Origin of the sequence: Saccharicrinis aurantiacus (assembly GCF_001660705.2) — a bacterium.
In the GTDB taxonomy this organism is placed as follows: domain Bacteria; phylum Bacteroidota; class Bacteroidia; order Bacteroidales; family Marinilabiliaceae; genus Saccharicrinis; species Saccharicrinis aurantiacus.
This window is the reverse complement of the sequence record NZ_LYBV02000001.1, coordinates 19557-33449: the sequence shown is the minus strand read 5'-3', so window position 1 is coordinate 33449 and position 13893 is coordinate 19557. Positions and strand designations below refer to the sequence as shown.

The window sequence follows — 13893 nt, the reverse complement described above, 5'->3', positions numbered from 1 at the left end:
AGTCCGCAGCTAATTTTATGGCCATTCCTATTAAAAAAAGTAAGTTTCAGAGCTTAAATAAGTAAAATCATACAACAAAGAAACCCACTAGCTTTTCAACCAGTGGGTTTCTTTGTTATTAAAATCCATCTACTATCTCGTTACTGTTCCCATTGGGAAAGTCTCTGCTACTTTATTCATGAAGTCATAAGTTTTATGATCCATTGCGTCCTCCATTACAGGTGCTACTAAAGGCTTAAACATAAATGGAGCTGAGCTATTATCCGGACTTGGCTCAATGGAGATCACCACTGTGGTTCCTGATAAATCAGTAGGGAATGTTAAACCATCAGGAGCATTTTGAATAAAATCTTCTCCCGGGAAACTTGGCCCTAGGTTATCAGTACCGCTGTAAGGTGCTGCATTATCAGCCATATCAACCTCGGTAAAAGTACCTGTGCTCACTGGCATTCCATCAATTACAGCCCAACCTTCGTAGGCCCATCCACTTGGTAGTTCAGGTAAATTTAAACCTACTGCAGGTGCACCACTCTCTAAGCTTAGGAACCAAACACCGCTCAATTCATCTTCCATTGAGTTTGTTGTTGGTGTTGCTAATATGTATTTACCAGCTGCGCTTTTAAAAGTACTACCTAAAGCTGCACCATGGCTAACACTCACATCTGCTGACGACTCTGAAAAACTACCACCTAGTATTTTTATTGCACTCGGTGCCGGATCATCATCGTTAGCTGGTTCAATAGATAGTACAAAATCAGTAGCTGCTATTAAGTACATTTCATCAACGGTAAAAGTTGTTTTTGATAGTTTACCATCATCATCAACAGTAAAGGTACCTGTACTTACTGGCTTACCATCAACTACAATCCAACCCTCATACACCTCATCGGCGCCTAGGTTTTCTAAGTATTTAATATCGAGTGTTAGCATATTATCAAGCATAACATCATCATTGTCATCATCGTTATCACATGAAATAATAAATAGTGATAAAAAAAGAACTGCTAAAGGAAATCTAAATCGTTTCATAATTAAAGTTTTTATTGAGTTATTATTTTGATTCAAATTTCCTGATTAAGTATCACGATATTATCACGGAAGTATAAAGTTTTAAAAAAGTGGCAATTAATTTTAGTTTATAACTAAAATCAAGAGTTGAACTTTTTTAGTATACTTTAAGGGACTTCATCCCTTAAACCCTGACTTACTTTTTGTTCTTGATGACAAAAACTAAGGAAAAAACATCAAGACTGCTTTTTAAATAGCTTTTTATTATGCTAAAACTTAAGTGCGGCTGGGCGATCTTCGAGCAAAGCTCTCAGCTTCCCAGTCTTACTAAAGTTTCAACACAAACAAAAGATATTTAAAAATGAGGCCAACAAAGCAAGGCGCTCTAAATAAACTATTTCAACCCTTAATTCACATTTATAATAGATTTTTAGTCATAGCCCTTTTTAAACACAAAAAACCCGATAGTTTTACTGCGAATACTATCGGGTTTACAAATCCTTTATTTTTTTAAGCACTATAAGCAGGCAGTGTAAAGTGGAAATTGGTTATTTCATTAACTGTACTCTCCACCTTAATTTGCGATTGATGCACTTCTAGAATATTTTTTACTATAGCTAATCCAAGACCTGTTCCCTCAATGCCTTCTTTTTCTTTATCCACCTTATAGTAGCGATTAAAAATATTAGGCAAATCTTTTTCGGATATACCTTCACCAGTATTCTGAACGCTCACATTTATTCCTCCATCCACTTTATCAACCAACAACTTAATATGACCATCGGCTGGCGTATACTTAATGGCATTATCGAGCAAGTTCTGAATAACCCGATCCATCATAGCCAAATCGCCATAGGCCATTGGTATACCTTCACTAATTACTGATTCAACACTTATGTTTTTATTATCGGTTAATAACTTCGATTTTAAACAAGCATCACTAATTAATTCTTGCACAAAGAACGGCTCTTTTTGCAATTGCACTTGTCGGGCTTCAAGCTTCGATAATTCAAATAAATCGGCCACCAAACGCGTTAATTTTTCGCTGCTTTTATGAATCACCTTCATGTATTTAATGGTATCCTCCTTACTCAAGCTATCCGATTTCATCAACAGTGTTTCAATGTAGCCCTGAATAATGGCCAGCGGATTACGTAAATCGTGCGATACATTGGCTATTAATTCCCTTCGTAAACTATCTACTTGCTTAAGCTCATCAATATTTTTAAGGATGGTATCAGCCATATCGTTAAAATTGGTTGATAACACCGACAATTCATTTTGTTTATTACTCACAGGAATGCGCGCATGTAAATCGCCATCAGCAAACTGCTTTACCGTTTGTATAATCACCCGAAGGTTACGGGTAAGCACCCATATTAAAATTAAACCAATGGTAAAAGCAGCTATAAGAGTTAACAGAAAAGAATTTACACCCAACTTAATCCAATAACTATTGGATACCAAAGCATGTGTAGTTTCATACTTTTCGCTGGCTAATACTATATATACATATCCTAAAAACAGACCATCCTGATGTACTTCAGTGGCCGAGAAAATTGTTTCCTCACCTGGGTTACGCGGATCATCGCCCAATACATATTGTTGCCCTTTGCTGCCTATAAAACTTTTAATGGGTGCAGTATTTACTCTACTCAATTTCACTTTTTTATCAAGCACCACAAAGGATAATATTTCGCCATCAGGACTCACCAAATAAACCTCTATACCAGGGTTTACAGCCATCATAGAATGCATAATCACACCCAGTGATTCCTTATCAACTTCCCCATTTTTAAAGGGTGGAGATTCTTTTACCAAATAATCAGCCACCTCAGCATTTAGCCTTTGTGTGGTTTCGTTATAGTATTTATCGGTGGCATAAGTAACAATTACTATGTACGAAATTGCCAATAGCAAAAGCACCAATAAAAAGGATAGCGACAAGCGCCAGTATAAGCTTTTTCTGAAGTTTATTATTCCCATGAGATTTTCTTCTTAAGTAATAAAATGAACATATTAAAACAATAGATCTAGACCATAGCATCATAAATAACAATATCGTATTGGGCTGTCTGCCCAAACCCGACTTCATTTTTTGCCTTGATGCAAAAAATAGAAGCAAAAAAAATCAAGGCTACTTTTCAAAAGGCTTTCTTATTTACCTAAACCTTGAGTGCGGCCAGACGATTTTCGAGCGAAGCTCTCAACTTTCTGGTCTTACTAAAGCTTTAGATAAAACGATAACCTTTTGAAAAGAGGCCGGTCAAACTAGCACCTTTTAAAACCCCTTTATAATAAATCACTAACAATCTAAAACCTATTCATCTAACATCTAATCTATATCATCATTAAATCGGTAACCTACACCCCAAGTGGTTAATATGTACTTAGGATTGGTAATATCGGGTTCAATTTTGGCACGCAACCTGTTAATGTGCGAGTTAACCGTATGTTCGTATCCATTAAACTCGTATCCCCATATTATTTTCAGCAGCTGATCTCTATCGTAACTTCGCCCGGGGTTTTTACAAAGCAGCACCAACAAATCAAATTCCTTTGGGGTAAGTTCTATTCGTTCACTATTAAGTGTAACACGATGTTTGAGTTCGTCAATCACCAATCCCTCAAACTGATGATGCGTACTTTCTTTACTTTCGGTTTCATGCTTGTTTACCTCTTGCCTGCGCAAGATGCTTTTAACACGTGCAATAAATTCGCGGATACCAAAGGGCTTGGTTAAATAATCATCGGCCCCCGACTCTAAACCCAATACCAAATCAATTTCTTCCGACTTAGCCGTAAGCATTAATATTGGGGTATGGTTATCCAAGGCTCGCAGTTTTTGGCAGACTTGAATTCCATTCATTCCAGGCAACATAACATCAAGCACAATTAAATTATAATGATGCTCCATGGCCATATCAAACCCTAGTTTACCATCGTTGGCAATTTCGGTGGAACAATCTAAATCACTTAGGTGGATGCTCAACAAATCCGTTATGTTTTCATCGTCTTCTACTAATAATACTTTTGTCATAGAGCTGAGTTTATTGATAAGCTACTTAATACCAAACCTCATTTATGATAAAAAGGTTTAATCCAAAGTATTTATGTCCTTAAAAACAGATAACATATCCCATTTTTGTAAAGGTATGATATAAGTATCACAGAATTATCACGGAATTAAAATGCGAAGATGGTTCTTGAAAAGCAGGAAAACGCCTAGGTGTAATTATGGATGACCACCATCATTTAGGCAGCACTATGAAACACCTGTTGTTCTTTAAAAATATGGGAAGGTTGGAAGGTTGGAAGGTTTAAAGAAAGTGAATAAGGTGACTTTAATGTCACCTTAGCTATATCTATTTTACATTAGGCCTGTTAGCATTCCGTGGTAGTACATTGGTTTTAAACCATGCTTTTTCAGCATCCACCACATACTTCTATCAACACCCGGATCTAACATAGAAAAACTTGGCATCACTTCCTTATCGTACCCAAACTCACACATCAATACTTTTCCGTATTCAGTAACAATAGGGCATGCAGTATATCCATTGTATTTCTCAGTTGGTGTTTTGCCTTCCATAATGGCAATTAAATTTTTTGCAGCAATTGGTGCCTGTATGCGAATGGCAGCACCCGTTTTACTAGTTGGTAACGACGAAACATCACCCAACGATACAATATTAGAATATCTATTATGAATCATTGTATACTTATCCACGTCAACCCAGCCACCATGTTTTAGGTCGCCTTGTTTAACTACTACATCCGATTTTTTTATAAAATCAGGCGCACTCATTGGTGGTACAAAATGTAAGAAATCGTAATCGAGATTCACTTTTTCGTAGTTGGCATCAAAAGGAGTGGCCGTTAATGTAGGAGCTGGTAATTTTTCAAACACTGCTTTTTTAGCATAGGTATCTATCGATACCAAGCGATGTTGAAAATGCGGTTTAATTTCTTTCTGCTCAAACAACTCTTCTAACCTATCGCCAAAAACAGCAGGTTTAAACAAACTACCACTATTGGTATAAAAATCAACCTGCTTTCCATCACGTGCCTTCTCATTACGCAAATAATCTTCGGTCATGAAAGCAATCTTTTTAGGAGCACCACCACACTTAATTTTGGTATAAGTATCTGCAAATACAAGCTGTGCATCCTTTTTCTGAGGTAACTTAGTAATGGCTTCATAACACTTTTGTGCACCATTAAAATCGTATATACAATGCGCGTTCCCCTTGCCTAATTCCTTACGTGAAATGCCTTCAATTAAATCAAAATTCAATTGTCCGCCAGGCACTAACACCATGTAATCGTAATCAACTACGCCTGATTTTTTGGTGGTTAAGGAGTTGTTTTCAGGATTTAATTCTTTTACCGAATCCTGAATCCACTTTACATTGCGAGGTAATAAGGACTTGGTATCTTTTACCACATCATCCGCATCAAAAACGCCTCCAGCAATCATTGTATACCCGGGTTGGTAATGGTGTTTTACATTGGGTTCAATTATGGTGATATCCTCATCGTGAATCATTTCGCTCAAATAAGCGGCCATTGTAATACCTGCAGCTCCACCGCCTACAATAACGATTTTAGCTTTTACATTGCTTCGTTTAAAATATTTATAAGAACGTTCGCTAATAACTAGTCCGCCTAAACCTAAGGCACCAATTTTTAAGAACTGCCTTCTTGATGTTCCATTACCTTTTTTCATAACCTTAATCAGATGTGTTTTGTTTAATAGCTCCAAATATGACTAAAGAATAAGGATAGGTATTTATAAAAAAATGCCAATTGCTTATAAAAAAACACTATTTGATTCGTTTCTAAATTGAAGAGGACTGATGGATGTATGTCGCTTAAAATAGTTAGACATATTGCAAACCTCATCAAAATGAAGCTGATAGGCAATCTCTTTTATGGTCATATCTGAGTGAACCAATAAACGTTTTATCTCTAATATCAGGCGTTCATCTATAAAACTTTTTGTGGTTCTTCCGGTCTTCTTTTTTAAGAGGCGATTTAATTTTTTGGGTGTAATTTTTAACTCATCCGCTATATCAACCACTTTTAAACGGTAACTGATACGCTTGTTTAACAACTCATAAAAATAGCAATCTTCAAATATATCTGATTCTACGTCATCATTAACCTCGTCCAAATTTTTGGATTCTAAATTAATAATCAAAATTTTCAGGTGACAACGCAAGAGCTCTTCGTATTGAAAAGAGTTGGATTTCTTATCAAATGCTTTTATAATACTTTTTACTTGTTGTTTAATGGTTTTAGTTACTGCAAAAACAGGTGAGGATACATGAGGATTTAGCAAAATAGAACCATAGAGATAACACAGGTTGACCTTCTCTTTTAACAAAAAATCAGAGGTGAATTTTATAACATCCCCTTTCATCACAACATTTCTATCGTATTGTATTACCTGCCCAAGAGCTACCGGGATAATTATATTATCGCGCAATACAATTTGTTTAAAATCGATGGAAAGAATCCCACTTGCTTTTTTGGCATGAATGAGAATATAAAACCCCATTGTATGCGGCTCATATAACGACTCGCCTCTAAGTTCCTCAACTTTAGATAATGAATTGATATCGAATCCATCAACCCGCTTCAAGCTATATTTAAACTGATGTTTAGGTATATTCGTGTTTTTCATAAATCATTAGTCCCATATATGGAGGTGAGGTTCAAGGCGTGTCAAAATATAGAATATATATTGATTATACAAGATAATAATACTCAATAACGCTTAAGGATATACTAGCCTACATTAAAAGCGTGTGGTAATAATGAAAAAAATAACCATCGAGATTAACCATCCATCTGAACATTTAGTATACGCGAATGAGTCATCTTGCAATATTTTGTGAGATATGGCACATTTTAACTACAAAAAAAGCACCTACATCAAATAAAACAGTAATACAGGGCAATTTAATGCATCACAACATTGTGATTATAGGTAATTATGTATTAATATTGTGAGAAATTAAACCGTAAGGTGACACAATTGTCACTTTAATCATATTTATCTCATGAATATTTCTGATCAAATAAGAATCTTTCTACGCAATAATCCGTCTTTAAGTATCTCAGGTTTGGAGAAAGAAGCAGGAATTACCGATCGCAATCTATCCTATTTAATGCACGGTAGGGTGAAAAAGATAAAAGCCGAATCACTTGAAAGCATCCTAAGCATCTTAAAAAAATATGGTTTTGAACCACAAGAAGGTGCTAAAGTAATTTCTATTGTGAACAATAAGGGCGGTGTATCAAAAACAACACTCACTGCAAATATTGGTCGTGGATTGGCTGAGCGTGGTTACAAGGTTTTATTAATTGATAATGATCCCCAGGGAAGTTTAACGGATATATTAGGTACTTATTCGCACACCGATGAAGAGGGTGAAGAATTATACCACAAACAAGATTCAGATGTTGAATTATACAACTGTATGCTGTTGGAGGACAACCCTCGTTATGTAGACCCTTTAGAGTGTAGATACGATGCTTTGGTGGGCGGACGAAAAAAACTCGATTTTCATATCATCCCTTCTACCCTACTGTTACAAAACCTTGAAAATGAACTCACTTCAATGGGTGCCGTTGGCTCATTCAGACTCGATCAGGTATTAAAAAAGGTAAGTGGAGAGTATGATTTTGTGCTGATTGACAACCCCCCGGCCATGAATATTTTGGTTACCAACGCCATTTTAGCGAGCGACAGCGTGCTGATACCAGTACAGCCCGAGAAGTCGGCCGTACAGGGGATTGTAAACCTGATAAAATTCATAAATTTACAATCGTCGGTAAAACAAGGCACACTTTCGTTGGAGGGTTTATTATTCACCTTGGTAAAAGCAAACACCATGGTGCACAAAACCAACATGGCCTACGTAAGAGAACACATTACTGATATTAGAGTTTTAGAAACAAAATTCTCATCGCGTACTCAAGTACCTAAAAGTGTTCAGCGAATGAAAACATTGTACGATGATCATGAAGCCAATGAATCGCGAAAAGAAATTGAATCGATAATTAAAGAATTATTGTAATACCATGGGACGAATAGGATCAAAAAACGATAAGCCAACAGATAAATCCGCTGCCAAAGGAAAGAAAAAGGACAATGGTTTTAAATCGCCAACAAACTTTAACGACGCCAACCAAAAGCTAGCCGAAAATCCGGCCAACGCCTCGGTACATGCATCTATTCGCCAAAGCATTACCATTAACGAAGAGCTCAACAGCCATATTACTCCACTACAAACCGAGGAATATAATGCACTTAAGCTAGATATTAAGGAGAATGGCGTGCGCGAACCCATTCTTTTATGGCAAAATCCGGAATCGGAAGAACTTCTTTACATTATTGTTGATGGCCACCATAGATACAAGGCCATATGTGAGTTAAGCGACGAAATGGGCGATGCTACGCCACAGTTTATTCTGAATTTCCCTTTTGATAAGGATCAGATTAAGCATATAAAAAGCATTAATGAGCTGAAAATTTACATGTCGCGACGACAACTTTCTCGTCGTAACTTAAGCAAACAGGGCTATTATTACCATATAGGATATATTTACAACAGCATTATTACCGAAGGCAAAAAATCAGATACCAATGAGGCTGAGAATTTAGCGGCGGAGTTTGGCATTACCAAGCGAACCATAATGCGCTACCATAAACTGTACAGAGGAATTAACAAACTGCCCATTGATTTGCGCCTCGATTATTTTTCAGTAAACTCGTTTGGCATACAAATGCAATCGATAATGGAATTGGCCGATTTATCGGATATTGAAGCAAAAGATATCATCAAACAGTTGTTTTCAGGCAATCAGAAAGACAAGGATAGCGATGATAAAAAGCTAAATACCCAAAGAAAAAGCAGTTCTAATTCGGGCTGGCTCGATCTGTTTAACACCTATGCAAAAACCGATAATTCAAAATCGGAAAAGATCATTAAATCAGGTGGTGCCGAAGCCATTTCTAAATTAAAAACTTATTACCAAGAGCGCCTAAAGGCTCTGGAAGATTTAAAAGATAGTGAATAAAGTCTCCCATGCGATTTTTCAACAATCTCGCATGGGGCTTTCTCAAGAGCTTATTTCAAGACATCAAATTCGAATGGAAAACCAATATTGTCCTAAATAATATTACGTATTGGGTTTTCAACCCAAACCTGCCTACCTGCAGGTAGGCCCGACTTCATCCTGAAACAATTAAGAATACTCAATTCTTAATCGTCCCGATACCTTGAAGCAAGAAACAGAAGCAAAGAAATTCAAGGCTACTTTACAAATAACTTTCTTATTTATTTAAAGCTTAAGTGCGATTGGCGGATCTGAGAGCACAGCTCTCAGCTAGCCAATCTTACTAAAGCTTTAGATAAAACAAAAGCTTTTTGTAAAGAGGCCATATAGCGTGACGCTTAAAAACAAACCCCTAAAAATAAAAGATCCGATACTAAGTTAGCCTTCAAAACACGGGAAAAATGTACAATCTCGCACCTTATGAGGTGAATCTCGTATCAGGGAACCCCAATCTCGCATCAAGGAAGTTCAATCTCGCTATGGCGGAGGTGAATCTCGCATAGAAGGAAGCCAATCTCGCAGGGGTATTTCATGAATCTCGCATGCCGGTATGGCGATCTCGCACCTATGATACCCAATCTCGCATCAAGGAAGGTGAATCTCGCATGCGAGATTGGGTATCTTGATGCGAGATTGACTAATTTTGTTTGTTTGGCAATTAGGAGACTATTTTGAGATTTGATAGACCTCTTGTTTGTTACGAGCATTGTATTACGAACCTTACCAGAATGACACCGCAGGCCTGTGTTAGGGATTGGAATGGCATCCTTTGTGAGCCCATTATGGCGAAGCAAAGATATAATGTAAAGCCCGACCCGAGCCTGAATAGTGTTTTTATTTTATGGTTGTTAATGGCGCGGGGAACACCCAAACATTAAACCTGCAATATGCATTAGCCTATCTATTGCATAATCCAAATTAAAAAGAAATGATACGAGGGCTGTGCGGTTTAAAATGAAAATACCCGACAGACTCAATAGCATTACTGCTATAAAACCCATCAGGTATCGGAATTGCTTCTTTATATTTTATGTCCGTATACTATATTACATAGTACGGATCTCCGTTGAGATATTGTGCCATTTCGGGGGCAAAATAGGTAACTATATAATTGGCTCCGGCACGCTTAATGGCAGTGAGCGACTCAATCATAGCGGGCTGTTGCTCCAATAAATTTTGATTGGCGGCATTTACAATAGACATGTACTCGCCTGATGATTGATAGCCCACAATTTGTGCCGATGAAAATTTAATGCGCGAACGCACAATAACATCTAAATAGGTTTGCGCCGGGGTGATACCTACCCAATCAGCCCCTTCATCGAGATCTGTGGCAACTTCATCGAGTCCTTGCAAGCGGGTGCGATAATCAACCTGATAGGCTTTTTGCTCGCGCCCAGCAGGGTTTAAACCGTCGATACCTCTATCTGGTCCGTAATAATTAGATGCGTACTTGGCTGCAAAACTCATTATTTTTACATCGGGATAACCGCGTTTTTTAAGGTGCGTTTTGATGGCATGCACTTGTCCGTCCATCATGGCTGATGGTGCTACAAAATCGGCACCAGCACGAGCATGACTCTCGGCCATTTTTGCTAATATTTCAATGGTTTTATCGTTATCAACAGTTAGTCCGCGCAAAATACCGCCTTGTCCGTGACTGGTATAGGGTGTTAAATCTACATCGGTAATTACGATTAAGGATGGATAAGTTTCCTTTATTTTTTTTACGGCTAATTCAATCAGATTATTGTGCTTAAATGCTGCACGTGCATCTTTTGATTTTTCGCGATCATCGACAATTCCTTTTAAAAGAATTTTATCAATGCCTGAGGCAATGGTTCCTTCTAGGTCTTGCAACAATAAATCAAGTGAAAACTTAAATGCACCTTCAATACTAGGTACAGCTTCTTTACGGGCCTCGCCACTTACTAGGAAGTAGGGGTATATTAAATCTCGCGTTTGTAAATCTACATCGGCATGATTATCTCTTATTTCAGGACTTAACCTGGTACTTCTGAATCGTTTAAACATGCTGTTGGGTATTAATTGATAATAAAATGGGTGTTTATTGGCACTTAGCCAAAACCCGACTTACTGTGCCGTATGAACAACAGTAAGCTTAGAAAATAAAGCCTGCTTTTAAAAAGGCCTGTAAACGAGACACTCAAATTATTACTATCATGCATTGCATTAATAGCAAATTTTGATACTTGATATCACTTATATATAATACTCTGGCGGCTTTGGTTTTTCTTTACCGTATTTAATAACATTCCAAAGGCGTTCGTGCCAATAGTATAGGAACATTTTGGTAAAAACCTCTACTCCACTTATGGATGCAGCTAAACCTATATGCCCTGTTATTAAATATGAAATAACAAAGGTATCGATGGTACCTGTTATTCGCCACGAAACAGTTTTGAGTAGGGTTCTATATCTTTTTTCTTTCATCCTGTTGATTTGACTATTGATACTGTATAATGAGTGTTATGTATTGGGATTTCATCCCGAATCCGGCTTATGCTGAAACAATTAAGAATACTCAATTCTTAATGGTCCCGATGTCTTGAAACAAGAAACAGAAGCAAAGAAGTTCAAGGCTGCTTTCCAAAAAGCTTTTTTATTTATTTAAAGCTTAAGTGCGGCCGATTGATTTTCGAGCAAAGCTCTCAACTTATCGGTCTTACTAAAGCTTTATCTAAAACAAAAGCATTTTGTAAAGAGGCCAGCCTCCGAGATGCCTTAATGGTGATAGGTGTTTAATGATAAACTATATATACGTTTAACATTTATAACTCAACACCTATCATTGAACACTATATTACTTTCACAGCCGGCTCGTGCTGAATTATACCTACACGGCCCACAAAATCACCAAACTTTTCTCCTTTATTACGCTCTTTTGCATAACGTGGTAGTAGTACTCGAAGCTCTTCAATAATTTGCTCCTCAGATAGGGTTTCCTTGTAAAGCGTATTTAATCTATCGCCTGTAAAACCGGCTCCTAAATACATATTATATTTACCCATTGAACGCCCAACAAATCCTATTTCTCCTAGGAACGGTCGACCACAACCATTCGGACATCCGGTCATTCTTATTAATAAGTCGTCGTTGGTTAAATTACTTTCAGCCAACACTTCTTCTATTCTATCCATTAGCTTTGGCAGATATCTTTCTGCTTCGGCAAAAGCCATAGTACAGGTATTTAAGGCCACACAAGCTAAAGCATGTTTACGGGCTTCGCTCATTTTAGGCTTAGGCCATATTTTGTACTCTTTCAATAAGGCTTCAATTTCTTTTTTATCCTCATCTTTAATGGCACCAAGTAATAAACCTTGATTTCCGGTTAAACGGAAGTCACATTTTTTTAGCTCGGCAATGGCACGTAATCCTGTTTTTAGTTTATAATCCTCGGTATCCTTTACTCTACCATGCTCAATATATAAACCTAAAAACCACTTACCACTTTTGGCTTTTTTCCATCCTAATACATCGCTATTGCTTTTGAATTTGTATGGTTTTGGCGCATCAAGAGAATAACCCAAACGATCTTGCAACAGGCCTTTAAAATTATCGGGTCCTAAACGATCTACGGTATACTTTAAACGAGCCTTACGGCGATTTTCACGGTTACCATAGTCGCGTTGCAGCTTTACAATTTCTTCAACTACTTCAAGCGTCTTCTCGTAAGGTACATAACCAACCACATCGCCAAGGCGAGGATAAGTTCCTTTTTCGGTAAAAGTCATTCCTAAACCACCGCCAATTACTACGTTAAAACCAGTAAGTTTATCGTCTTTACCAATTGCTATTAAACCAATATCGTTTGAAAATATATCTGTATCGTTATACGGAGGTGTTGCAATGGCAATTTTAAATTTACGTGGTAAATAAAGCTTTCCGTAAATAGGCTCTTCATCAACTCTACCATTCACTAATAACTTTTGATTCAACCAAATTTCGTGATATGCCGTTGTACGTGGCAATAAATGCTCACTAATATCTTTACTCATTTGATAGGCTGCAGGTACCAATGGCGATAACGCTTCGTTGGTACTACACATTACATTACGATTGACATCGCCACAAGCAGCAATTGAATCCAATAAGGTTTCGTTAATGGCTTGCATAGTTGGCTTAAGCTTTTGTTTGATAATGCCATGAAATTGAAATGCCTGACGCGTAGTTAACTTTAAGGTATTACTAGTAGCATGTGTTTTAGATATTTCATCAAATGCAATCCATTGATCGGCCGATGCCAAACCTCCAGGAATACGCACTCTAATCATAAAACTATATAAAGGCTCAAGCTTCTGCCCTTTACGCTCCACATCTAAATCTCTGTCGGTTTGCTGATAGCTACCGTGAAACTTAATCATTTGTGTATCATCTTCACTTACAGAACCGGTGGCTAAATCCGCCAATCCTTCTTCGAGTGTACCGCGTAAGAAATTACTTCGCGATTTGATGCCTTCGACATCTGAGGGGTTCCATTCTGGAAATATTTCGTTGTTCTTTACTTCTGCCATGATCTTACTTTTTTAAAACCTGATTTCAATTAAAATTTTTGAATTCAGATTGATTTAAGAACTTATATACAAGGCAAATTTTGCAAAGCTAGCGAGCTAGCTAGAAAAATTTAACGCAGTATATGTGTTATTTAATCAAAAGACATAAATTGTCTCATTATAAACAGTAACCTTCATCTTAAAAATTATTCAAAATAGCCCGCTATTCTTTCATAATTTT

10 protein-coding genes are annotated in these 13893 nt (G+C 37.2%); 2 read left to right on the top strand and 8 right to left on the bottom strand.

All coding sequences use genetic code 11. From position 1 onward, the window contains the following. Positions 1-132 precede the first annotated feature (132 nt). The 5 genes from A8B35_RS00170 to A8B35_RS00150 form a co-directional block, all read right to left on the bottom strand. A complete protein-coding gene (locus A8B35_RS00170; RefSeq protein ID WP_075601571.1) occupies positions 133-1029 on the bottom strand; it encodes an anti-sigma factor in 897 nt (298 codons plus the stop codon). Positions 1030-1518: 489 nt separating this feature from the next. After that, a complete protein-coding gene (locus A8B35_RS00165) occupies positions 1519-2994 on the bottom strand; it encodes a sensor histidine kinase (protein WP_075601570.1) in 1476 nt (491 codons plus the stop codon). Between the two features lie 349 nt (positions 2995-3343). Next, a complete protein-coding gene (locus tag A8B35_RS00160) occupies positions 3344-4048 on the bottom strand; it encodes a response regulator transcription factor (protein WP_075601569.1) in 705 nt (234 codons plus the stop codon). Positions 4049-4378: 330 nt separating this feature from the next. Continuing rightward, positions 4379-5737, bottom strand: coding sequence for an NAD(P)/FAD-dependent oxidoreductase (locus A8B35_RS00155; protein WP_075601568.1), 1359 nt, complete (start codon positions 5735-5737; stop codon positions 4379-4381). Between the two features lie 84 nt (positions 5738-5821). Then, positions 5822-6697, bottom strand: coding sequence for a helix-turn-helix domain-containing protein (locus A8B35_RS00150; protein WP_083634244.1), 876 nt, complete (start codon positions 6695-6697; stop codon positions 5822-5824). A gap of 379 nt (positions 6698-7076) precedes the next feature. Between A8B35_RS00150 and A8B35_RS00145 the strand changes: the two genes are divergently transcribed. Next, the gene (locus A8B35_RS00145; protein WP_075601566.1) at positions 7077-8096 is read left to right on the top strand and encodes a ParA family protein; all 1020 of its coding nucleotides are present in this window, start codon (positions 7077-7079) and stop codon (positions 8094-8096) included. A gap of 4 nt (positions 8097-8100) precedes the next feature. Next, the gene (locus A8B35_RS00140; protein WP_075601565.1) at positions 8101-9099 is read left to right on the top strand and encodes a ParB N-terminal domain-containing protein; all 999 of its coding nucleotides are present in this window, start codon (positions 8101-8103) and stop codon (positions 9097-9099) included. A gap of 1080 nt (positions 9100-10179) precedes the next feature. On the opposite strand, the gene hemB is transcribed toward A8B35_RS00140, so the two are convergent. The 3 genes from hemB to A8B35_RS00125 all read right to left on the bottom strand — a co-directional run bounded on the left by hemB (position 10180) and on the right by A8B35_RS00125 (position 13673). Further along, the gene (hemB, locus tag A8B35_RS00135) at positions 10180-11172 is read right to left on the bottom strand and encodes a porphobilinogen synthase (protein WP_075601564.1); all 993 of its coding nucleotides are present in this window, start codon (positions 11170-11172) and stop codon (positions 10180-10182) included. Positions 11173-11361: 189 nt separating this feature from the next. Continuing rightward, positions 11362-11592 carry a DUF2061 domain-containing protein gene (locus tag A8B35_RS00130; RefSeq protein ID WP_075601563.1) on the bottom strand — a complete coding sequence of 77 codons (231 nt, stop codon included), beginning with the start codon at positions 11590-11592 and terminating at the stop codon, positions 11362-11364. A gap of 365 nt (positions 11593-11957) precedes the next feature. After that, positions 11958-13673 carry an NADPH-dependent assimilatory sulfite reductase hemoprotein subunit gene (locus tag A8B35_RS00125; RefSeq protein WP_075601562.1) on the bottom strand — a complete coding sequence of 572 codons (1716 nt, stop codon included), beginning with the start codon at positions 13671-13673 and terminating at the stop codon, positions 11958-11960. Between the last annotated feature and the right edge of the window lie 220 nt (positions 13674-13893).